Source organism: Limisphaera sp. VF-2 (assembly GCF_049537125.1).
GTDB lineage: Bacteria > Verrucomicrobiota > Verrucomicrobiia > Limisphaerales > Limisphaeraceae > Limisphaera.
On sequence record NZ_JBMVQY010000001.1, the window covers coordinates 1,807,488 to 1,831,100 of the forward strand.

Genomic DNA, 23,613 nt, shown 5'->3' on the forward strand with positions numbered 1-23,613 from the left:
ACTCGAGCCAGCCAAAGGTTGCCGGTTCAGCCCCCCTCTTGCCACATGACGTGGAGTGAGGTATATATTGCCGTGCCATTCGGAGTGCCCGCGTGGCGGAATTGGCAGACGCGCTAGATTCAGGTTCTAGTGGGTAACACCGTACAGGTTCAAATCCTGTCGCGGGCACCAAATTTTATTTTTCCCGCTGGCCCCGCACTCCTTCGAGATTCGCTTTCGACGGAGTCTCTCCTCGAAGACACGGGGCCGACGGATTTCGCCGCAAAGCCGACGCTCGTCCATCTCGTGGACACGACGTTGGGTCGAAATCCCGGGGTTCACGGGACTCGGGCCTTATGGGGTGCCGACGACGTAGCTGCCGACGGGAGTCGGCGGATCTCAGGAAAGCTGCGATGGAGGTTGGCGGGTCAATTCGCGGACCGATCCGTGGCCGCGGAGGTTGCCATCGTGCGAGGCTGTTCGACATGTCATTATGCTTGGAAAAAACACGCGGGTTTTCCCCGAAAACCGACGCTCACTCCTTCGAAACCGGGCTTTGTTCGACAGCCGGCCAGGCAGCGGGCTGTCTTCAGGTCTCCTGGTCCGCCGCCTGACGGCGGCGGCTACCAGTTTCCCTGTAGCCGCCGACGGGAGTCGGCGGAAGCCAACCCCCCGCATATCGCCCGCCGCGTTCCCGCGCCGGCCGCCTAAAAAACTGGCACTTTTTCCCCAGAGTGCTAGACTGAAGGCGTATGGATTCGACGGCGAGCGAGCATCTCACTGAGGCGAACCCGGAGAGCCCGGAGGCGGCCGTGACCGTGCTGGCGGTGCAGGGCATGAACTGTCAGGGGTGTGTGCGCAAAGTGACCGAGGCGCTGCAGGCGGTCCCGGCGGTGGATCAGGTGCTCGTGGAGCTGGGCAACGGACGCGCCACGGTGCGGTGGCGGTCCGGCGCATCGCCCCAGCCCGGCGTGTTGGTGGAGTCATTGCGACGCGCAGGGTATCGGGCCGAGCCCCTGAGTGAAGAAGTGTTGGAAGGGGTCGGTCAACGGGTACGCCGGTGGCAGTGGAATCTGTGGGTGGGCATCGCTGGCACGGTCCCGCTGATGCTGGGCGAGTGGGTGTTCGGGTGGGGCATGCAGCGGTGGTTTCACTGGATGGGGTTCGGTCTGGCCAGCGTGGTCCAGGTCTTTTGCGGGGCGCCCTTTTATCGGGGGGCCTGGCAACAGTTGCGCGTCGGCGGGGCCAACATGGACACGCTGGTGGCGCTGGGCTCGTCGACCGCATACCTGTACAGCGCGTGGGTGTTGGCAACGGGCCGCGGCCATCACGTGTATTTCATGGAAGCCGCGGCGATCATCACCCTGATCAGTCTCGGTCATTGGTTGGAAGCTCGCATGACCGCCCGGGCCTCGGATGCGCTCCGGGCGTTGATGGATCTGCGGCCGCCCCGGGCGCGGCGCCTCAGCGGCGCCGGGCCCGGCGTGACAGGGGGTCCTGCAAAAGCCGAGGAGGTGGTTCCGGTCAGCGCCCTGCGCGTGGGAGACCGGGTAATGGTGGGACCGGGCGATCGTGTGCCGGTGGACGGTGAGGTGCTGGAGGGGGAATCGGCCGTGGACGAATCGATGCTGACGGGCGAGTCCGTACCTGTGGAGAAAGGGCCCGGGGCGCGCTTGTTCGCGGGCACGACCGTGTTGAACGGGCGGCTGGTGATGCGGGTGACGGCCACGGGCGCGGCCACGGTGCTGGCACACATCATTGGCGCCGTGCAACGGGCGCAGCAGAGTCGGGCCGAGATTCAGCGACTCGGTGATCGGGTGAGCGCGGTGTTCGTGCCGGCGGTCATCGCTCTGGCGGCGGCGGCAGGGCTGTGGTGGGGAGTCTGGCCGGAGTCGGCGCGCCGGGTCCACGACGCCCTGGCGCCCTGGTTGTGGCCGGCGGCGCCTCCGGAGGGGGCTGCAGCGGCTTTCGTAATTGCGGCGGCGGTTTTGATCGTGGCCTGCCCGTGCGCGATGGGACTGGCGACGCCGGCGGCCATCATGGCCGCGGCCAACGTGGCTGCGCGCCGCGGCATTTTGATCCGGGACGGTGTGGCGCTGGAGAAGGCGGGGCGATTGACTACCGTTTTGTTCGACAAGACGGGCACGCTGACGCAGGGCCGGCCGGAAGTGGTCGCGGCGGAAGTGCTGGCAGAGGTCGAGCCCGGGCTGTGGCCCTTGGTGCTTGCGTTGGCGGAACCCTCGGCTCATCCGATGAGCCGGGCGGTGGCCGCGTACAGTCGAGAGAGACTCCGCCGCGAGGGTGCAGAGGCCGGGGCGCCCGGTCTGCAACAATGGCGCGAAGTGCGCGGTGCGGGTGTAAGGGCGCGGCTGGCCCCGGCGGGCGCAGGACCGGAAGGCGATCCGGTCGAGTTGCGCCTGGGTGCGTTGCGGTGGTTGGCAGAGGAGGGTGTGGCCGTCGATGCCGGAGCCGAGTTGGTTCGCCAGTGGCAGGAGCAGGCGGCCACGGTGCTGGGTTTTGCCCGGAACGACCGCCTGGTGGCTCTGTTCGCGGTTCGGGACGCGGTGAAGCCCGGCGCGGTTGAAGTCGTCCGGGCATTGCATCGAATGGGGCTGCGCGTCGGGATGGTGACCGGGGACAGCGCAGCGGTGGCGCAGGTGCTGGCCCGGGATCTGGGCCTGGACGCGACGCAAGTGCTGGCCGAGGTTCGGCCCGAGGCCAAGGCACGGGAGATCCAGCGGCTGCAGGCGCAAGGGGAACGGGTGGCCTTCGTGGGGGATGGGATCAACGACGCGCCGGCCCTGGAGCAAGCCGACCTGGGGATTGCCGTGGCCCGTGCCACGGATGTGGCCCGCGAGGCCGCGGACCTGGTGTTGCTTCGGGCGGATTTGCGGGCGGTGCCGGAGGCACTCGCTCTGGCCCGGGCGAGTTTACGGACGATTCATCAGAACCTGTTCTGGGCGTTTTTTTACAACGCGCTGGGTGTGCCGCTGGCGGCGCTGGGGTTTTTGAGCCCGGTTCTGTGCGCGCTGGCGATGGGGCTGTCGGATTTCCTGGTGATCGGCAACGCGCTGCGGCTGCGACGCTGGTGGCCCGCGGTCGTCTAGCCGTCAGGGCTGCGCACAGGGGGTATCGAGGGCCACTGCGTGCATGCGCCGGCCGCGCGGCTCCGTTTCCAAATCTCCGGCGGGGGCAGGTTCGCCCAGTCGTTGCAGGAGCAGTTGGCGCAGCCGCGCCGGGTTGGGGATGGTGATGGTCCGCCCCTTCACGAGGGCGAGTCGGTCCCGCCGGAACCGGGCAAAGGTGCGGGAGAGGGTTTCGCTCACGGTGCCGAGCTCCGACGCCAACACCCGCTTGGTGACATCCAACTGGATGGTCACCGGTTGATCGGAGGCGGCCGGGCAGCGTTTCAACAGCCAGTTGGCAAGCCGGGTCTCGACGTCCTTGAGTGCCAGATCCTCCAATTGCCCCACCAGGGTGCGCAAATGCAGGCTCATGGAGGCCAGCATGCGCAGGCCCAGCTCGGGATGTCGCCGCAACAGTGCCAGGAATCCCTCCTTTTCCACCAGCAGGACCTGGGAGGCTTCGACCGCGCGAGCATCGGCCGGATAGCCTCCCGGCGAAACCAGGGCGGCCTCGGCGAAACTTTCGCCGGCGCGAAAAACGCAGATTACCTGTTCTTTGCCCGTGGGGGTCACGCGATGCACGCTCACCGCCCCTTTCTGGACGATGTAAAACCCGCGGGCGGGCTGTCCCTGGCGGAACAAATACTCACCCTTGGCCAGGGGTTTGACCGTGGTGATCGCGGCCACTTCCGACAGGTCCTCGGAGGGCAGCCCTCCGAACAGCCGGGTGGTTCGCAGGGTGCTTACGATGACCGTGCGTCTGAGTTCTTCGAGAGACATCGCACCGAGATCCAGGGTCCGTCCCCGTGGAGGCGTCGGGGCCACAGGGATCGATGGGCCGGTGTGAAACGCGCTCGCCAACGAGTCGGGGGCAGGCGCCGCACTGCCATGGAGGCGGACGAGGTGCCTGAGAACCGTGCCCTCGCCGGGGCACGCCGCGCCCTCGCCGCATCGGTTTCCGTCTGATCCTCTCGGGCCAAGCCCGTTGGCCAGGGCCCCGAAGGCGCGGGCCTGCTTTTGGCGCAGCCCCCGGTCATGGCCAATCGCTTGTAAGATTTGCAATGCATCGTCACCCGCCCGCAACCGCTTAACTTTGGACTCGAAACACGCGAGGGGCAACCGCATTCGCTCGGACCGTGCCGGGCGTTCCGATCTCCATTCGAGGGGCGCGCCGGCAGAATCGCATTGCCCACGGCGGGCGTTGCGTTAGAAGGGAGTCGGTTTTGCTGCCGCACCGCCCGGGGCGACGATTGCCCCCATGACGAACCAACGTGAAATCGAGGAAATGAAAGCGTTCCGCCGGCCAGCCCGATTCATTTCGACCCCTGACGGCGCCCGGTACCGGGCCGTCTCCGGACTTTGCCAGGTGCTCGTGCTTCTCGTTTGTGGCGGAAGCGAAGTGCGCCTGGCCGCGGCGCCCGCTTCTGCGGCGTGGTACGAGACGGGTTTCGAGGAGGCCGAACCTGCCGCGGGCTGGGAGGGACCCCTGGCTTGGGGACCCGGTTACCAGGGAGGTCGGGCGCTGACATTGCAACGCGCAGCCGGCGCGGCGGGCGGTTCGACGGTGGTGCGGCGGAGCCTGCCGGTGGAGTCGGCGCGCGGCTGCCTGATCCGTGGCACGGCCCGGGTCCGAGCGGAGGGGATCACACCCAAGCCCCGACCCTGGAATGGCATCAAGTTCATGTTGGCGGTGGAAACTCCCCAGCGCCGGTTGTGGCCGCAGGCGGAAATCGAGTCCGGCAGTTTCGACTGGCAGCGGGTGGCCTTCACGGCGCGAATTCCGTCGGATGCGACCGCGGTGCGGCTGGTGCTCGGGTTGGAAGAAGTGGCCGGGCAAGTATGGTTCGATGACGTGCGCCTGACCATTGCCGCCCCACCCCGGCCCGCGCCGGCTTCGAGGCCGTCGGAACCGTACAAGGGACATCCGTTGCCGCGTCTGCGCGGTGCCATGGTGAGTCCGCACATCGATCCGGAAGGGCTCCGAGTGTTGGGCCGGGAATGGAATGCGAATCTGGTGCGGTGGCAGTTGGTCCGGCAGGCGGCACCCGGGGAACGGCCTTCGCTGGACACCTACGATGCCTGGCTGGAGGGGGAACTGCAGAAGCTCGAGGCGGCGCTGCCCTGGTGTGAGCGGTATGGATTGTATGTGGTGGTGGATCTGCATTCGCCGCCCGGCGGGCGTGCCATCGCGGGCGGTTACGTGGCCGCCAACGACGAGTTGTTCACGAATCCGCGGGCGCAGGCCAAACTTGTCGAGGTGTGGGAACGCATCGCGCGACGGTTCCGCGGTCATCGGATCCTCTGGGGCTACGACCTGGTCAATGAGCCGGTGGAGAATTTCGTGGAGGAGGGTTGCGACGACTGGCCGGCGCTGGCGGAGCGGGTGGCGCGGGCAATCCGGGGCGTCGATCCCACGCGAACGCTGATTGTGGAACCGGCCGGCTGGGGCGGACCAGCGGGGTTTGTGGATTTTGTGCCGCTGGCGGTCTCGAACGTGGTGTACAGCGTGCACATGTACGAGCCTCATGCCTTTACGCATCAGGGCGTTTACGATTCGGGGGAGCCGCTCCGGTATCCCGGGCCGATCCGCGGCGAGTTTTGGGACAAGCGTCGACTCGAGGCGGTGCTGGAACCCGTGCGTGCGTTCCAGCTTCGTTACGGAATGCACATCTACGTGGGCGAATTCAGCGCCATTCGCTGGGCCCCGGACGGGAGCGCTGCCCGTTATCTCCGCGACCTGATCGACATCTTCGAGGCGTGGGGCTGGGACTGGAGTTATCACGCGTTCCGCGAATGGCATGGCTGGAGCGTGGAACACGGCGAGGACCGGCGGGACACACGTCCGGCGGCGAGTCCCACGGAGCGTCAGCAGTTGCTGCGATCGTGGTTTGCCCGCAATGAAAAGCCTCGCGGCTGAAGAAACCACCGCACGGCTCAGGGCACCGTGAGGATCAGCGAACCGGTTGGCTGGGGCGGAAAGAGGTAACCCATTGCGGCATGGGCCAGGCCCGTGCGGTAGGCGCGATCATGGAGCCAGCACAACCGCCGGCTGCCCGAGGGCCGCGTGGTGGTGTAAATGCGCAGCTCGCCCGGCACGCACGTAATGAGTTCTTCGCGCCAGTCGCCCAAAACATCCCCCACGGCAACGACCCGGCCTTCATAAACGTCCATGCCGGGACCGCGGTACGGACCGATCCGCCCGCGCACCGCAACCCAGCGGATCCAGCCGTCGGCCCACCAAAGGGCGCAGGGCGACAAACTGCCCAGGTCTTCCTGCGACAACAGCCGGCCGTCCCGGGCACCGTAAACCCAGCGGTCCGGCTTGAATTTTTCCCCGGCATAGAACTCCGGCCCGGGATGGTCCGGATCAAAATCGCCGAACATCCCCTGACTGTGGACATGATCGGTGGGATGATCGCAACCCCAGATCAGGCGGCCGGTGCGGGCCTCGACCAGACAGATTCCGTGACGCGGCTGGCGGGTTTCGAAGCCGTACATGATTTCCAAACCGTGCCGATGGGGCAACACATCGGACACGTACACCGCGTCCGGGTGGCCCATGCCCAGGTTCCAGAAGAGGCGGCCGCCGGGACGCAGCACGGCCGCGCCGAGCACAATTTCATCGCGGCCGTCGCCGTCCAGGTCCACGGTATGCACCCCGTGCATGCCCTGGCCGCGGACAGGGGGTCGTTCGTCATCGCCACACCACTGCCAGACGGGCACCAGTCGGCCTTCCTGGAAATGATACGCGTGGACCACCATCTTGGTGTAGGTGCCGCGAAGGAGCAGCAGGGCGGGCCGGCGCCCGTCCAGGTAGGCCACGCCCATGAGGTGGCGCGAGGCACGGTTGTTGTTGGGATCCCCCCAGTCCGCCACATTGCCGCGTTCGGGCCAGTCCACCCGGGCCAGCTCCCGCCCGGTGCGGCCGTCGAGAATGGAGCACCATTCGGGGCCGCGCGTGACCCGGCCGGTCGCGTCGCGATAATCCACGTCCGTGGGAGCCGTTTTGACCGCGACCTCGGCGCACCCGTCCCCGTCCAGGTCGTAGACCAGCAGGGGCGACCACCAGACGCCCTGCTCGATGTTCCAGCCGAGATCGCGTCGCCACAGGAACGTGCCGTCACTGCGATAGGCTTCGAGCTTGAAGGTGTCCTCGCTGGGCCGCCACACCCCGGGGTCGCTGACCTGGTGGGGTTGTTTGATCACGAAGTCGAGGGCTGCGTCACCGTCCAAATCCCCGAGGCCGACCTTGTCGAATCGGTAGTTGCCCTGGAGACGGATGCGGCGGAAGGCGGTGGGGCCCTCGACCGGTTCGGCCCGGACCGGCGCCGAGGTTTCGACGCGCCCGTTCGGCCCCAGCGCGCGCACGCGATAAAACCACCGCCGGCCAGCGCTGTGCGGATCCACAAAGTTGCAGCGGTCGGCCAGCGGCTCGGGTGTGCACGGCTGCCAGTTCGTTTGGCCGTCCGGGCTGCGATCCACCCAGAAACGCACGGCGGGCGGGTCCCGGAGCAGGAGCCGCCAGCTCACAAATGTCTGCCCGTTGGTCTGGAGAAAGGCGATCAGGCCGCGGTCGAGCTTTTCCCCGATCATGGACGGGGGCAGGGAGCGGGGAGCCGAGCCCGGCGCCGCAGATCGCCACAAGCGGGTGGCGCCGGGCTGACCTGTGGAGGACGCACGACGCACCGGCGTCAACCGGTACAAACCCGCCGCGTGCGGTCGCAGTTCCACGCCGAAGCGACCTTCGAACCGGCCCAGGTCCTGTTGGGCCCACAAATCCCGCACGCGCACCGGCCCGGAAAAGCCCAGTTCTGTGAGGTCCACGGAGACCGTGCAGGGCGGCGAGGTGGGGAGAGGATCGTTGGTGAAGAGCAGGAATCGGACGGTGGCCCCGCGCGGCAGGCGCACTGCCTCGTCGTCCAGCGCGGCAAAGGCGCGGAAGCGGCGGACGCCGGTCGGCAGGTCATAGGCCAGCACCGAGAATGCGTGCGTGCCGATGCCGTTGGTGATGACGCGGCCCGCCACCCGCATGGGGCCGCCCCCGGCGTCGCGGCCGATGCCGATCTGGCCCCAGCCGGTCTGTGCCGAGCGCCACCGCAAATCGACCAGGGCCAGTTCACCCCCCTCCATCACAAGGCGCGGCTCGACCCAGTTGGCGTGGTCGCCGAAATTGTCATCGCCGCCATCGGTGACCACCAGGAACAATTCTCGTGCCCCGTGGAGCGCCACATCCACTTCCACGCCCTGCCCCGGCGTTTGGCCGTTCACCAAGGGGCTTTGCCAGACGGCGCGGTCGGGATCCAGGGACGCTGGCGGCGGGGCATGGAACAGGGCCAGGAACCGGTCTCCCGTGGCCGGGTCTTCCGCGATCCATGCAATGCGATGTTCCTGCCGAAACCATTGCCGGTTGCCGCGACTGCTTTGATGGACCGCCAACACCTCGCGATTGGTCAGCAACGAAAGCGTCCAGGCATCCAACCGGGTGAGATCACCCCCGAACATGAGGGGCGAACGGGCCATGCACCAGAGCGTCATCAACGTGACCTGTTCGTCCCGGGTGAACCGGGTGGTGCGCCGGCCAAACTCCAAAACCCCCAGCGGGAGCATGTCCGCATCCGGCCAGTGCCCCGGCCCGCGAAAGGGAGTCCACTGATGCAAACGCTCGAACTGCTCCCACAGGGCCGGCCAGTTGTCCCAGAAATCATCGCTGATTCGCCAAAGGTTGGCATGGCGGACGACGTGGTCGCCGGCGCTCAGCGGGGTTTCGCCCGGCGACAGACTCAGGACCATGGGCCGACCACAGCGATCGATGGCCCGGCGAATCAATTCAATTTCGCCTTCGTGATCGTGATAGGGCCGGCTGATGTCGTCCACCTTGACATAATCCACGCCCCACGCGGCCAGCAGCTCGAACACGGAATCGTACCAGGCCTGTGCGCCGGGATGGGTGGCTTGCACGCCGTACATGTCCGGGTTCCACGGGCACACGCTGTTGGTGTTGGCGATGTCGCGGGCGCGGTACGATGTACCCTTGACAGGGGTGTTTCGATGCACTGCCTGACGCGGGATGCCGCGCATGAGGTGGACACCAAACTTGAGGCCCTTGTGGTGAATGTAGTCGGCCAGGGGCTTGAAACCGGCTCCGTGGGCGGAGGAGGGAAACCGATTGGTCGCGGGCCAGAGCCGGCCCCATTCATCCATGGTGAGTTCGGCGCCTTCGCGGTAACCGTAGCCCCGTGCCTGCGGCTCGTACCATTGGATGTCCACGACGATGTATTCCCAGCCATGGGGGCGCAACAGGGCGGCCATGACGTCCGCCTGCGCACGCGTCTGGGCCTCGGTCACGGTGGTGCCGAAGCAATCCCAGCTGTTCCAGCCCATGGGCGGGCGCTGTGCGTGGGCCCAGAACGGGGGCGTTCCCTCGGATGCGTGCGCACCGTTTTCGATGGCCGCGGCCAGGAGGTGTGCCCCCACGAGGAGGCCGGGGATCCGATTCCAGACTGGAGCGAGGTTCTTCATGGTGGTTGGCCTCGGTGGGCGTGCCCGATCTTCTCCGGCGCGCCCCTCGACAGCTTGCTCGCGCACGGGGACCGAAGGCCAGTGCAAATCCCGACGCCGACTGCACACGCCGCCACGGCGTTTGCAGCGGTCGTCCGGTGGCCCTGCACCGGCGGGCGGGTCGCCCGTTCCCCGACCTGGCAGTTTTCGTTCACGGCACCTGGAGGCAGAAGAATGCGGCCGGTTGGACACCGTCAACGGGGACTGCCATCTCGATGGCGCCCGACTCGTCGAACGCCGCTTCCGCCACGACCTCCCATTCTGGCAGGGGTCGTGTCAGGTCCGCGCTGCGCAGGAGCCGCACCGGCCAGCCCGGTGTGCCCTGGTCTGCGCGAAGCACGAGCTGCTCCCCTGCCCGTGCCACATGCCTGAGCCGGGGCGGGTCGGTCCGCACCACCCAGAGGGTTCCATCCACGCCGAGCCGGTCGGTGCGCCATCTCAGGCCCGGCTCGATTTCGGGAAGCTCGTATTCGGCGAAGCTGCCCCACAAGGTTGCGGCCTGAATGAGGCGGAACCGCTGTCCGGCCTGGAAGGGATCGGGGCTCAGGGCCACGACGCGGAGCCGGCCTCCCAACCGACAGGTGCCTTCCACGACCAGGCGGTCGTGCAAGGGCGGGGCCCCGGCGAGCTTCATCGAAGTCTCTGCCCCCGACGTCAGCACCAGGTCGCGCGCGAAGGTGAGTGTACCCGGCTCCGGACCACCTGGACGCAGGGATCCTTCCACCGTGGTCACGCCACCGATCACTCCCGTGCCCGCCAGGACAGCTCCGGGCAGCACCTGCACCATGCCCGTGGCGGCCCGTTGGTCACCGGACACGACCAGGGTCCCGCGCCGCACGAAGGTCGAGCCCGTGTAGCTGTTGGAACCGCTCAACGCCCATGTGCCGGTGCCCTCTTTGACAAGTGCGATGGCGCCACTGAGGAGGGCGGCGTTCGTTGCAGAGGTGTCGAGGCCGCCGACCTGCCAGGTCACCGCGTTTTGCGCGCCCAAACCGGATCCGCCGCCGGCCAGCATCAGGGCCCCTTCCTCGGCGGCGAGTTCGCCGATGGGGATCACGCTGTTGGCGGGCGCGCGACTGTACATGGCCACACCGGTGCCCAGATGAACCCGGGCCCGTGGGAAACCGGCCGCGGTGCCCACCCGGAAATCGTCGTAGGTCGAGGAGGCCGGTGTGCCGGTGGAGGCCCGGACCAGCAGTCGACCGGAAAAGGTTGTCCAGTCGCCGGTGACCTCGCCCCGAACATAATCGACGTGGAGCTCCAGTGTGCCGCTGCCGGTCACGGGGCTGGCCAGCGTCTGACGCGGTCCGGCGCGAACGATCCCGCGCTGTCCGGGCGGCACCACCAACTGGTTGGTCAATCGTCCGTAGGTACTGGTATTGTCGCGGAGACCGTAACCGTACAGTTGGAGCGTGCCGCCGTGGAACAGGATCGGGCCGGTTCCCGGCGCGAACTCGTTGGCGGTCAGACCCCCCGGCTCCGGTCCGGAGAGCGCCAGGACTCCGTTGCTCAAAACAACGCCGCCACGGAAGGTGTTGGTCGTGGCCAGGGTCAAGGTGCCGGCTCCGGCTTTGACCAGGCGGGTCGCGCCTGCAAGCCTCCCGGGCCCTGTGAACGCGTAATCCGTCGCGGCGTCCACGACCACCTGCGCCGGTTCCAGCGTCCCCGTCAACACAACCTGGGCGGCTGCCGCGCCCGTGTCGTCAAACCGCACCTGATCGCCGTTGCGGAAGCCGGTCGGCTGTCCGGCGTCCAACCAGTTCGGCGTCAGCCCCAGGTCCCACTGCGACCCGGAACCCCTCCAGACCAGAAGGCGGCCTCCCGGCGGAAGCGGGTGGGGCATCCACAGCCCGATGAAACCGGCCCCCTGTGTGAGCACCAGACCCGGCACCGGCGGTTGAACCAGCTCCAATTGCGGCAGGCCCCCGGTGATCGGACCGGTGTACTCCAACAGCGGGTAAACCCCCGGAGCCAGTTGCCCGGCCAGGAGGTTCAGCTCGATGCGATTGGTTCCGGCAAGAGTGAGCGAACCGAACACTCGCACGCGATCCCCGGGGCTGAGGGTTCCGGACGGGTCCGAGGACAGATCGAACCACAGCCGCGCATTCTGCAGGACCAGGTGATTCGAAATGGTCAGGACTCCGGCCGCGCCGCGGGACGGCCCCGGATCGAGAATGCAGTTGCGTCCCAGCACGGCACCTGCGCCCAGGACCCCCGCCCCCGCCAGGCGGCTGTTCAACCACACCCCGGGCCGGACCCGCACCGGGCTGGCCACCAGGGCCCCGTTGACCACCAGCCCGCCCTCGGCCACCTCCGTGGGACCGGTGAATGCGTTCGTGTTGGCCAACGTGAGCGTGCCCGTCCCGGCCTTGGTCAGGGACATCGAACCCGCCAACCCGCCGCCCGCCAACTCGTAATCGGTGGGGGCATGAACGGTCACCTGGACAGGTTGCCATACCCCGGACAGGGTAACCCGGGATGCGCCGGCGCCCCGCTGATCGAAAAGCACGGACTGGCCGTTTTGAAAGTTGGTGACCACGGTTTGGGTCCAGAGGTTGTGGACCACCCAGCGCGCCGCTGTGGCGTCCCAGCGATTGTCCCCGCCACCGATCCAGGCCACGGTTGCATCGGACACGGGAAGGACCGGCGGTTCGTCCATGCCGGGCCCCACGTAGAAACCGGGATGTGGCGGCTGATTATAGGCCACGTTTTGCCAGGCCAGTGCCAGCCGATACGTGGGGTCGTGCAGAAACGTGCGGAACCGATTGGTGGCGGGGCTGACCGGGACGAACAACATCAGTCGCGAGTTGTCGGCACTGCGCAGAAGGATCTCCTCGCGCCAGTCCCCGAGGATGTCCCCGCTGAGGCAGGGATTGGCCTTGGTGCCGTTGATGTTGTACGCCCCTCCGTCGACCGTGTAGAAGCTCAGGAGGCGCTGCACGCCATTGCCCGTCCACTTGTCCAATTTGGCATCCCGACCGCCGCTGCCGGCGCTGTCGTGCAGCTCGCGCAACACATCCGCGTCCCACCAGACGGCAAAATTGATGGAAGGCCGACTCGAGGAAATCGGCTGGCCGGAACGGTTGAGTACGCCGGGCGAGACCGACGACCAAAACTGGTAGCCGGGGTAACGTCCGTCGATGGGTGCGGCCAGGCCCCGCCCCGTGTCGCCCGTGCTTTCCAGGCCCCAGATCAACTCTCCGGTTCCGGCGTCTCGAAAGGAGCCGCCGCCCACGGCGGAGGGGCTTTCGTGAACCTGCCAGACTTCCAAGCCGGGCCGATCGGGGTCCATGTCGGAAACGTGCATCGCATCGCCATGGCCCCACCGGGTGGAGTAAAGGCCGCGGCCGTTGTCATCGATCACACAGGCTCCATACACGATCTCGTCGCGCCCGTCCCCGTCCACGTCGGCCACCGACAAATTGTGATTCCCCTGGCCGGCGTACGCGCTCCAGCCGCTGGCATTGCTGTCGAAGGTCCAGCGATGCGTCAGCCGGCCGTTCCGCCAGTCCCAGGCCACCAGCACCGTGCGGGTGTAGTAGCCGCGGCACATGACCAGGCTGGGACGCACCCCGTCCAGATACGCCACGCACGCCAGAAACCGGTCGACACGGTTGCCGTAACTGTCGCCCCAGGAACTGACCGAGCCGCGCGGGGGCAGATAGTTGGTGGTCCACAGGGCCGCCCCGGTTCGCCCGTCAAAAATGGTCAAATACTCCGGCCCGCTCAGAATGTAGCCGGAACTGTTTCGATAATCGGCGTTGGGATTGTCTCCGGGCATCAACACCCAGTTGCCCTGACCGTCCCGCGTGCCCGGTGCCGTTTTGCACGCCACTTCGGCCCGGCCGTCGCCGTCCAGGTCGTAAACCATGAATTGCGTGTAATGCGCCCCCGCCCGGATGTTCCGCCCCAGGTCGATGCGCCACAGCAGCGTTCCGTCCAGACGGTAGGCGTCCAAATACACGTTGCCGGTGTAGCCCGATTGCGAGTTGTCCTTGCTGTTGGACGGGTCCCACTTCACCACCAGTTCGTATTCACCGTCGCCTGTCAGGTCTCCCGGGCTCACGTCGTTCGGGGAGTACGTGTAACTCACCCCGTCGGGCGTGGTCCCACCCGGCGGCACCTGCAGCGGGATGCTCAGGTACGGCGCCACGCGTCCCTGAGCGTCCGTGGGCACCGGCGCGTTCGGCGGCACGGTGAATGCCGAGCGCCCCTGCGGATGCGCCCAGACATCATCCACTTCCACCCCGCCCCGCACGGTGCGAACAAAGTAGGTATGGGCCAGGGCGAATCCCGGCGGGCGATCCACGTAATCGGTGGTCTGGGCGAGCGGCGCGGCATTGAGACGATTGGTCGTGGTGCCGGTGACGCGGTACAAGTTGAAAGCCAGATCTTGCGGGTCGTTGCCCAAGTGCCGCCAGGAGACGTAAACCTCGGTGGAGCTTCTTCGCAGTGCCACCAGGCCACGGCCCAGCGATTCCATTTGCCTCTGGGCGTGCGCCGGCTCCTCGAATCCGCAGATGAACAGGGCCAACAGGAAGACGGGAAACATTCGTGCCCGAGAAAACAGCCCCGATTCGTAGCCGGGGAGCAAACCTGGCTTCCACCCCCTGTTGAGAGCTGTTTCAAGCACAGGCAAAAGTTTTCCGACCCTTTACCACGCGTCAATGGCCAGGATTGGTCATCGGGTCAGCAGCGCGAGCCCTCTTTCGCCCGCATCGGATTTGGCTGCCCTGACCCACCTGCTTGTCGGGCGCCACGGGTCGCAACGCGGCACCTCGTGGGTGCGCCTGTGCCTCCTCCACGGGTCGAGGCCCAATTCAACCCCGGGCCTTCCGATTGGCCAAAGCGCTTCTGTTTGGACGATCCCTGGAGAACGGCCCGGTTTTCTCCACACCTCGAAGCAAACCGTCTGCCCTGCTGTGCCCCGCAGGGTGCAGGATGCTTGAAAGAGACGGCAACGCCCCTGGGCCGAGGGCCACCGCCGCCAGGCCTGGCGGTGGTTTCCTCCACTCGTTTCCGTCAGCTCAGGTTCGCAATCGCCGCAGTTCCCGGTGGGGGGCGGAGGATTCCTCCAAGAGACTGCACCCGGCACCTAACCACGCGGGCGTTGCGCCTCCGGCAGGCGGTCGTTAGTTTCCGATCGAATGGAGTGCGGCTTCAAGGCATGGCTGACGCTGCTGATGGCGGGCCTCTGGCTGATGGCGACCGGTTGCACGCCGGGATCGCCCGGGCTGCTGGAGGAGCAAAAAGAGCCCCATTACCGGGCGGGCAAGGCCCGCGTCAACAGCATGGATTACGCGGGCGCCGTGGAGGCCTTTCAACGGGCGCTGGAGGTTAACCCGCGTTCGGCCTCGGCCCATTTCGAGCTTGGCTGGCTTTACGATGTCAAAGTGCCCGACCCGGCCGCGGCCATTTACCATTACGAACGGTACTTGCAGCTCCGCCCCAGGGCCGAGAATGCCGACATCGTCCGGCAGCGGATCCTGGCCTGTAAACAGGAGCTGGCGCGCGCGGTCCTCCCGCTGCCGATCACGCCGGGACTGCAGCGAGAATTCGAGCAGCTGGCCGAGGAAAACCGGCGGCTCAAAACTGAACTGAGCCGGTGGCAGGCCTATGCCTCGGACCTGACGCGAGCCCTGTCCAACGCGGTCGCGGCTGCCCAGGCCCCGCGCGCGGAGGCCCCGCGCGCGGATTCCGTCGGCCCTCTGCCAGGTGCTCCTCGGGCTGTAGCGATTGCACCGGAAACGCAGGTTCGCCCGGGTCCGACCGCATCCGAAGCCACGCCCGCTCCGGGCAGTACCGCCTTCTCCAGTTCGCGCGTCCACGTGGTACAGCCGGGCGAGACCCCCACCGGCATCGCCCGCCGTTACGGCGTCAGCCTCCAGGCGTTGCTCGAAGCCAATCCGGGGTTGGAGCCCCGTCGCATGCGAGTCGGCCAGCGAATCACCATACCGGCGCGTTGAGCTCGTGGCATTGAATGGCCCGCCTCGGGAGGACCGGCCCTGCGCGAGTCAGACCTTGGGTTCACGGTCTGCCGGGTTCCGGACCACAGGGAGGACCGGTTTTTGCAGTTTGGGCCCCAAGTGGAAGCGCAAGCCAGTGTCCCGCTGCACAGCCCGCTCGACGCCCCGCCGCTGCATGGACGAACCTGCGGCCCGGCAAGGTTCTTCGGTGGCCTGCGCACACTCGGACCGCGAGGTGCCGAAGCGCTCGCTGGCTTGACGAGGATCGGAACCGGGCCTCGCGTTGCGGGCTTTCCACCGCCATGAGAGCGAAACAACTCTCACGAGCTCACGGAGGTCCGGGACGGCCCAATGCGTTCCCATGGAGAGCACGATCCACTGCCTGGAAAAAGAGGGGCGGGATGTTCGGCGCAGGGCCGGCTGCGCAGGGGATCGACCTTCTGGCTCGAACGCGGGAACCGCGACCCGGTTGCGCTGGAAGCCGACTGCGTCACCTTCACGGCTATCGGCACTCCGCTTGGGCGTTGCGATCGGGCGAGGGCGCATGGTAGCGCCACGTTTTGCGCCCGGCCGGCCGTCGGTCTTTGTTCGGTTTTGCGGGCGGAGAACAACCGAAAGACCGAAGGTGTAGAATTGGGGAGGCGGGCACGCGTACCCGGCATTTGCATCTTTTGCCGTCGTGGCGGCTGCAGAATGGTCGGGACCCGCGGCTTTTCCGCTCGGAGTGCTGCGCGATTGCGACATGGGTAAACCCGGGGCCAAGCCTCGGACCAGAGGTGTTGGCCTGGCAGCGTTGCGGCCCTTCCCTCGGGGGTCCCACGGCCCGGGGCTGCGTTTTTTGTCGGGGGCCACTTTTCCCCTTGCGCGGGTCCACCGAACCCGTTAAAAGTGAGGCGGATTTGTTGACAGACCCAGCAGGAGACAGTACACAGTGAGGCGGCTTCGGTGCCGTGGCAACGTGACGCCGGGGCGTGCATCCAACAACCAGAGAGCAGTGCCTATGAAAAGAATCGTCGCATCTGTGGGCTTGGTAGCGGTGGGGATTTCCGGTGCATCCGCGTACTCTCCGGGGCTCGCGGGGGTGGACGCAACCAAGACGTGGAGCGTCTCGGCGACGTTGCGTGGTTTTTACGACGACAACTACGCCTACGGTTACAGCAACCAGAACGAGCGGGACAGCTTCGGGTTCAACATCAGCCCGTCGGTTCAGTTCAACCTGCCTTTGGAACAAACGTACCTCGGACTTCGGTACCTGTACTCCGGCAAGTACTTCGAGGATCGCAGCAGCGATGCCTGGGATCACAGTCATCAAGTGGACCTGCGCTTCAATCACGCCTTTACCGAGCGCTACAGCATTGACCTGGACAACTCGTTCGTTGTGGCCCAGGAGCCGGAATTGTTGGACAACGGGGTGCCCTATCGGACCGAGGGGGACAATCTTCGCAACCGTGCGCGGTTCCTCGCCAACGCGCAATTGACCCGGCAGCTCGGGTTGCAGCTCGGTTACAACAACGTTTACTGGGATTATGATCACGACCGTGTGACCACGGTGGGCGGAGTATTCCAGCGGGCCAGCCTGTCCGGCCTGTTGGATCGGGATGAACACCTCATCGTGGCCAACCTGCGTTGGCAGGCGCTGCCCGAGACCACGGCCCTCATCGGTTACAACCTGGGGATCACGCATTACCTGGGGGACCAACAGATTGCCTGGTTGAACCCCATCCTCCAAACGGGCCCGGTATACTCCGAGGATCGCGACAATATTTCGCACTACATCTACGCGGGCGTAAATCACGCATTCCTGCGGAATGCCAGCGCCTCGCTGAAGATGGGTGCCACCCACATTGATTACGATAACGATCGGGTCAACCAGGACAGCTGGATCCCGTACGTGGATGTCAGCGCCAGCTACGGGTACGCCCGGGGCGGCAACGTCCAAATCGGTTTTGTTCACTCCTTCTACCCCACCGACGTGGTTGCTCCCTTCGGCGGCCGCATTACCGGCTCCCAGGAGAGCAGCACGGTGTATGGACTGATCAGCCATCAGCTCACTCCGAAACTGGTCGCCATCGGGAACATTCGCTACCAGGATTCCACGTTCGACGGCGGCCTCTACGGGGACCAGAGCGATCAATTCTTCTCGGCAGGCATCAACCTGACCTATCAGATCAGCCGTTTCCTCTCCTGCGAAGCCGGCTACAATTTCGACCGGCTGAACTCGGACATTCCGGGTCGGTCCTATGACCGCAACCGGGTGTACATCGGAGTCACTGCCACCTACTGAACCGAGTGTGAGTTGCAGGGGGCTGGGTCGAAGCGCACGCTAGCCCCCTGCTTTTTTGTATGGACGCCACGAAAGTTGCCACTCCTCCTCCCGAGACCAAGCTGCACTTCCTCGACTACTGGCGGATCATCCGAATCCGCAAGACGGTGATCTTGGCGGTCTTTTTCCTTGTGGTGCTGACCGCCACGCTGGTCACCTACATGTTGCCGCAGCGGTATGCCAGCACCGCGCGGATCAAGGTCGAACGCGACATCACCGATATTCGAGGGCTTACCGATCCCCTTTACTCGCCGGGGTACGACCCGTACTTCATCGAGACAGAGTTCGAAGTCATCAATTCCGAACTGATTCTTACCAACGTCATTCATGACCTGAACCTCATGGTCAAATGGGGGGCCAAATATGCCGGGGGCGAGCCCCTCAAGATGCAGGAAGCCCTCATGCTCCTGCGTAGTCGCATGGATCTGCGGCCCCGGCGCAATACCAGCATCATCGAAATCCGCGTCGTCAGCGAGGACGCTCAGGAGGCCGCGGACATCGCCAACGCCATTGCCCTCAGCTATCAGCAACACCGGATCGAGCAGCGAAAACAGCTCAGCATGGGCGGCATCGCCGTGTTGGTCGAGCGGCTGGAAGAACATCAGAGACGAATCGACGAAACGCAGAAGGAACTCGATCGCCTGCGGCGGGAACTGGAGATTTCGGACGTGGATGCGGCGGGCACGGGCCCCAGCCTGCTGCTGGAGGCCGAGACGGTGCGCCGGCTGGAGGCCCTCCGCATCGAAGCCAAGTCCCAGTACGAGGCGGAGGCGAAACTGCTGGAGCAGCTGAAGTCGGTGCCCCGCGAGGAACTGCCCCAGGTGCTTTCCGCGGCCATGCGGGACGATCCGCAACTGACGGAGTTGGCCCAAAGTCTCAACCTGGCGGAGCAGACCCTCATCCAATTGCGGCGCGATTATGCGGACGAACATCCCACGGTCGTGACCGTCAAACGCCAGATCGAAGATCTCAAGCGGAAGATCAACAACCGGGTCGACGGCCTGATTCGGGGCCTCGAGGTGCGCGTGGCGTCCCTGAAAGAGCGGCTCGATTCCATCGTCGCCGAGTTCGAGGACGCCCGGCGCAAGGACATCGAGAAGGTCGAGAAAAGCCGCCCCTACTTCGAGAAAAAGCGCGAACTGGAAAACCTCATCGCATTCCAGCGGCTTCTGGAGAACAAGCTGAAGGCGGAAAAAATCGATGTGGACCTGCCCAAGACCGCCATGGTCACGATCGTCGAACGGGCCGAACCCGGCCTGCGGCCCGTCCAGCCCAACAAAACACTCAACATCATGCTCGGCGTGATCATCGGCCTGGTGGTGGGCGTGGGCCTGGCCTTCTTCATCGAGTATTTGGACACCAGTGTGAAGACCATCGACGACGTGGAGCGCGCCCTGGGTGCACCGGTGCTGGGCGTGATCCCGCAGAATGTCGGGCTCCTGCTGGAAGAGGGGGCCGAAAGTCCCCACGCGGAGGCCTACCGGGTGTTGCGCACGAATCTGTTGTTCTCGCGCAAGGATGAGCGGCTGAACACTCTGGTGGTGGTCAGTGCCGGCGCCGGCGAGGGCAAGACCACGACCGTGCTGAACCTGGCCACCGTGTTTGCCCAGAGCAACCAGCGTGTGCTGATCGTGGACTCCGACCTGCGTCGGCCCGCCATTCACAAGCGCCTGAAGGTCAGCAATGCCATCGGCCTGACCAATTACCTCCTGCGCCAGAACAAACTGGAAGAGGTCATTCAGACCACGCAGTTGCCGACCCTCGACTTCATGCCCAGCGGCAAACTGCCCAGCAGCTCGCTCGGGATCTTGAGCTCCGCGGCCATGCGCGATCTCATCAACGAGCTGAAACAGCGCTACGACTTCGTCTTCTTTGATTCCCCGCCCATCATGGGGGTGAGCGACGCGTCCATCCTGGCCAGCGAAGTGGACCTGACGCTGCATGTCATCCAGTATCGGCGTTATCCGCAGCCCATGAACATTCGGGCCAAGCAGCTGATTGAGAAGGTGGGGGGCAACCTCATTGGCATCGTTCTCAACAACATCAACCTTTCGCAGGACGAGAGCTACTACTACTACAGCGGGTACTACCACGATTACTACTATCGCAGCGAGGATTCGGAAAAGATCGGCTCCGACAAGGACAAGGAGAAGGCCGGCAAGACGGCCTCGGCGGACACGGCCCGCGTGGAGATCAAGTCCAAATACTGACCGGCGCCGCCGAGCGGCACCTGATCTTCTTCAGGCATGAACAGCGCACACACGCGTTTGGGAAGATGGACCGCATTGGCATGCGGCTTGGGTTTGGTTCTTTCACTGGTCGGTTGCGGCACGGCCGGCCCGGAGACGGCCGCGTTCCCTGATTCCCCGACTTGGACGGGGCCCCTCTCCACCGGCCCCACCAATGGAACCAGCGGTTCCTCTCCCGCCGCGGCCGTGGAGCGGTTCCGGGTGGGGGACACCGTGACCGTCACATTCTCCGGGGTGGAACCGCCACCTCCGCCTCATGAGGAGCGAATCAAAGAAGACGGCACGATCACGTTGCCGATGATTGGCTCGGTGCTGGCCGCGGGCAAAACCGCCGGGGAGTTGCAGAAGGAGATTCAGGAGCGCTATTCGCGCTACTACACGCGCCTCACCGCCACCGTGAAATCGCTGGAGCGGTTTTATTACGTGGGCGGGGAGGTGCGGAGCCCCGGCCGGTTTCCCTGGCTGGGGGAACTCACCGTCACGCAGGCGATCCAGTCAGCCGGCGATTTCACTGACTTTGCGCGCAAGACGCGCGTCCTGTTGGTGCGCGCGGACGGGTCGACAGTGGTGGTGGACTGCCGCAAGGCCATCGAGCGTCCCGAGCTGGATCCCAAGGTGATGCCGGGCGATCGAATCCACGTGCCGCGTCGATTCTGGTAATGGTCGAGCTGCAGGGACTGGTCGGTCCGGTCGCGGGCCGGCACCTCCGGATCCGGCGCTTGCCGGCCACGTTGGGGCGAAGCCCCGCTTGTGACATCCAAGTGGACGCCCCGGGCGTGTGGGATGAACACCTGCGGTTTCACTGGGACCGCGCCCATGGAATTTGTGTGACCGCGGTCGGCCGGGCGGGCCTCCTCGTCAACGACCAGCCCGCCTCCGAGGTGCGGCTGCGCAACGGCGATGTGCTCGCGGTCGGAGGCATACGGTTCCGGTTTGCGCTTTCCCCCGTCCAACCCCGGCGGTTGTGGGTCGCCTCGGCTTTCTCGTGGTTCCTGATCCTGGGCACCTTGATCCTCCAAGGGTTGCTCCTGCAGTTACTTTGATCCTCCGACGGCATCTCGGCGGGGGTTCGGAAGGCTCTCGTCGCAATGCCAGAACGCCCGGCCCTGCCCGCCACGGAAAGAACCCTTCAAGATCGCATGCGGGTGCTCTCGCAGGGCGCGAAGGGAAGCCGATCTGACCTTGGTCGGACGGGTAGTCTGGGCCGTCAGCACTGCCCGCCGGGCGATCTGATGCCGCAATTCCGCATCCGGTTTTCGGCAATTCCACGGTCCACGTACGTTTGGGATGGTTCAGGGCCAAGGGTCCGGGCGGATCCGCGCCCAAGCCCTGCCTGCTGCGCCCGATTCGTCGGCCGGGCGGGCAGCGTGTTGTTCTTGCACACCCAGCAGCCCCTCTGCCGAGCCACCGGTCCTCACGCAGTTTCAGTGTTCCGGCCTCCTCTCGCAGTCGGCCCGGCCCGGTTCGTTTCGGCGCCAGTCCCCGGGGACCGGAGTGCGCGTGGGGAGACGAGCCCAGCGAACCCGTCGCAGGGCTGATGTCTGCGGCGCGAACCGGTGCTTCCCGCATGCGCCGGCAAGGGGGCACTGAATGCTCGAACGGGCCGCTCTTGCTTGACATTCGCCGGGATCGTTGCCGACGATGCGCGCCATGCAAGGCGCGAGCCAGCTTGCCCAAACGGCGTCTTCCTCCCAGCAAGAGCGGATCACTCTTTACCACTGGCTGGTGGTCATCATCGCCTCGGCAGGCTGGTTGTTCGATTGCATGGATCAGCGCCTGTTTGTGCTGGCCCGGGAATCGGCTCTGCGGGAGTTGCTGGGACCGGAAACCGCGTCCGAAGTCATCAAACAATACATCGGTTACGCCACCACTTCGATGATTCTGGGCTGGGCCACGGGCGGCATCTTTTTCGGCATGCTCAGCGACAAGTGGGGTCGCGTCAAAACCATGGTCACCACCCTGCTGGTCTACTCGGGGTTCACGGGGCTGTGTGGGCTGGCGCAGAGCTGGGTGGACTTTACGATCTACCGCTTTTTGGTGGGCCTGGGCGTGGGAGGCATGTTCGGTGCAGCCACCACGCTGGTGGCGGAAAGCGTGCCGGGCCGGGTCCGTGCGGTGGCTCTGGGTGCGTTGCAGGCCCTTTCGGCGGTGGGCAACATGATGGGGTCGCTCATCAGTCTTTGGATTCAACCGGGAGCCGAGAACTTCTGGGGGAACTGGAGCGGATGGCGCATCCTCTTTTTCGTGGGGATTCTGCCTTCGCTTCTGGCCGCGCCGATCCTCCTTGTGCTCCGCGAACCGGAAGCCTGGAAACGCGCCAAGGAACTGGCCCGCAGCGGCCAGGCCCAGCGGCAGGTCGGATCGCTCAAGGACCTGTTCGGACATCCGCGGTGGCGACGACATGCGATCATCGGGCTGTTGTTGGGGGTCTCCGGCATGGTGGGTTTGTGGGGGATTGGTTTTTTCTCGCCGGAGCTGATCTCCACGGCCCTGAAGGGGGCGCCGCAGCATGCGGTGGACACCGTGCGGGGCTGGGGCACGTTCTTCCAGGATCTGGGGGCCTTTGTGGGGATGACGGCCTTCACCGTGGTGGCGGCCTGGTTGAGCCGGCGTCTGGCGTTCTTGCTCGCATTTCTGCTCTGTCTGGTCACCACGGCCTACGTGTTTTTGAACCTGCGCACGGCCACGGACGCGTACTGGATGCTGCCCATGATGGGGTTTGCCCAACTGGCGGTGTTTGCCGGTTATTCGATTTATTTCCCGGAGATCTTTCCCACGCGTCTGCGGGGCACGGGCGTGGGCTTTTGTTACAACACGGTGCGGTATTTGGCCGCGCCGGCGCCGATGTTGTTGGGCCAATTGAGCGTGCTGCTCAGCCAACAGGCGGTGGCCGAACCCTTCCGGATGGCCGCGGTTATCATGTGCTCCGTCTATTTGATCGGGATGGTGGCGCTCATCTGGGCGCCGGAGACCAAGGGCCGGCCCCTGCCGGAGGAATAGCGGGGCCCTCGTTCGAAGTGCGCCGGGCTACGGGTCTCTTTCGTCCCTTCAAAGCGCGAGCAACCCGGGGTCGGCGAAATCTGGTACCCCCACCCTGAATCGAACAGGGATCCGCGGTTTAGGAAACCGCTGCTCTATCCATTTGAGCTATGGGGGCAGTCCGTTGAACTGCGCCTCTGTAGTGTATCGCGGAGCTGCCCCCGCGTAAACCTTGCGCCTGGCCTGCCGGCCGTCCGGGGACACGCGGGCAGGTTTCACCCGGAGCAAACCAGCATGGACGCCCGAGAGAGTTGCCCGGCGGCGGCCCGCGTGGAACCGGCTCTGAGATTGGGGCCCCTGGGGAGGTCTTCCACGATGTGCCGTGGGGAGACGGTTGGACCGCCCTCGGCCGAGTATGCGGACGGGATCGCGCA

At 65.8% G+C, this 23,613-nt stretch carries 11 protein-coding genes and 2 tRNA genes; 9 read left to right on the forward strand and 4 right to left on the reverse strand.

All coding sequences use genetic code 11. The features are described from left to right. The first annotated feature begins 86 nt into the window (after positions 1-86). Together ACPDIT_RS06440 and ACPDIT_RS06445 are read left to right on the forward strand one after the other, a co-directional pair. Positions 87-171 (forward strand) — tRNA-Leu (locus ACPDIT_RS06440). A 560-nt stretch (positions 172-731) separates the two neighbouring features. Beyond that, on the forward strand, positions 732-3,086 hold the full coding sequence (locus ACPDIT_RS06445; protein WP_423442353.1) for a heavy metal translocating P-type ATPase: 2,355 nt from the start codon (positions 732-734) through the stop codon (positions 3,084-3,086). 3 nt (positions 3,087-3,089) lie between these two features. Here the strand turns inward: ACPDIT_RS06445 and ACPDIT_RS06450 are convergent, their stop codons facing one another. After that, positions 3,090-3,884, reverse strand: coding sequence for a Crp/Fnr family transcriptional regulator (locus ACPDIT_RS06450; RefSeq protein ID WP_423442354.1), 795 nt, complete (start codon positions 3,882-3,884; stop codon positions 3,090-3,092). 478 nt (positions 3,885-4,362) lie between these two features. Between ACPDIT_RS06450 and ACPDIT_RS06455 the strand changes: the two genes are divergently transcribed. Continuing rightward, entirely contained in the window at positions 4,363-6,021 is a 1,659-nt protein-coding gene (locus ACPDIT_RS06455; protein ID WP_423442355.1) for a glycoside hydrolase family 5 protein, read from the forward strand. A gap of 17 nt (positions 6,022-6,038) precedes the next feature. Here ACPDIT_RS06455 and ACPDIT_RS06460 read toward each other — a convergent pair whose 3' ends face one another. Beyond that, positions 6,039-9,623, reverse strand: a complete 3,585-nt coding sequence (locus ACPDIT_RS06460; RefSeq protein WP_423442356.1) for an NPCBM/NEW2 domain-containing protein — start codon at positions 9,621-9,623, stop codon at positions 6,039-6,041. Positions 9,624-9,813: 190 nt separating this feature from the next. Next, positions 9,814-14,214: an autotransporter-associated beta strand repeat-containing protein gene (locus ACPDIT_RS06465; protein WP_423442357.1), complete on the reverse strand. Its 4,401-nt coding sequence runs from the start codon at positions 14,212-14,214 to the stop codon at positions 9,814-9,816. 595 nt (positions 14,215-14,809) lie between these two features. Here ACPDIT_RS06465 and ACPDIT_RS06470 point away from each other — a divergent pair. The 6 genes from ACPDIT_RS06470 to ACPDIT_RS06495 all read left to right on the forward strand — a co-directional run bounded on the left by ACPDIT_RS06470 (position 14,810) and on the right by ACPDIT_RS06495 (position 23,200). Next, positions 14,810-15,628, forward strand: coding sequence for a LysM peptidoglycan-binding domain-containing protein (locus ACPDIT_RS06470; protein ID WP_423442358.1), 819 nt, complete (start codon positions 14,810-14,812; stop codon positions 15,626-15,628). A 1,000-nt stretch (positions 15,629-16,628) separates the two neighbouring features. Next, on the forward strand, positions 16,629-17,912 hold the full coding sequence (locus ACPDIT_RS06475) for an outer membrane beta-barrel protein (protein WP_423442359.1): 1,284 nt from the start codon (positions 16,629-16,631) through the stop codon (positions 17,910-17,912). 59 nt (positions 17,913-17,971) lie between these two features. After that, complete coding sequence (locus ACPDIT_RS06480) at positions 17,972-20,161, forward strand: GumC family protein (protein ID WP_423442360.1); 2,190 nt, start codon at positions 17,972-17,974, stop codon at positions 20,159-20,161. Between the two features lie 87 nt (positions 20,162-20,248). Next, positions 20,249-20,860 carry a polysaccharide biosynthesis/export family protein gene (locus tag ACPDIT_RS06485; protein ID WP_423442361.1) on the forward strand — a complete coding sequence of 204 codons (612 nt, stop codon included), beginning with the start codon at positions 20,249-20,251 and terminating at the stop codon, positions 20,858-20,860. Next, positions 20,860-21,243, forward strand: coding sequence for an FHA domain-containing protein (locus tag ACPDIT_RS06490; RefSeq protein ID WP_423442362.1), 384 nt, complete (start codon positions 20,860-20,862; stop codon positions 21,241-21,243). The genes ACPDIT_RS06485 and ACPDIT_RS06490 overlap by 1 nt, the downstream gene beginning before the upstream one ends. Positions 21,244-21,850: 607 nt before the next feature. Then, complete coding sequence (locus ACPDIT_RS06495) at positions 21,851-23,200, forward strand: MFS transporter (protein WP_423442363.1); 1,350 nt, start codon at positions 21,851-21,853, stop codon at positions 23,198-23,200. Between the two features lie 81 nt (positions 23,201-23,281). Here the strand turns inward: ACPDIT_RS06495 and ACPDIT_RS06500 are convergent. Next, a tRNA-Arg gene (locus ACPDIT_RS06500) sits at positions 23,282-23,357 on the reverse strand. Positions 23,358-23,613: the final 256 nt, after the last annotated feature.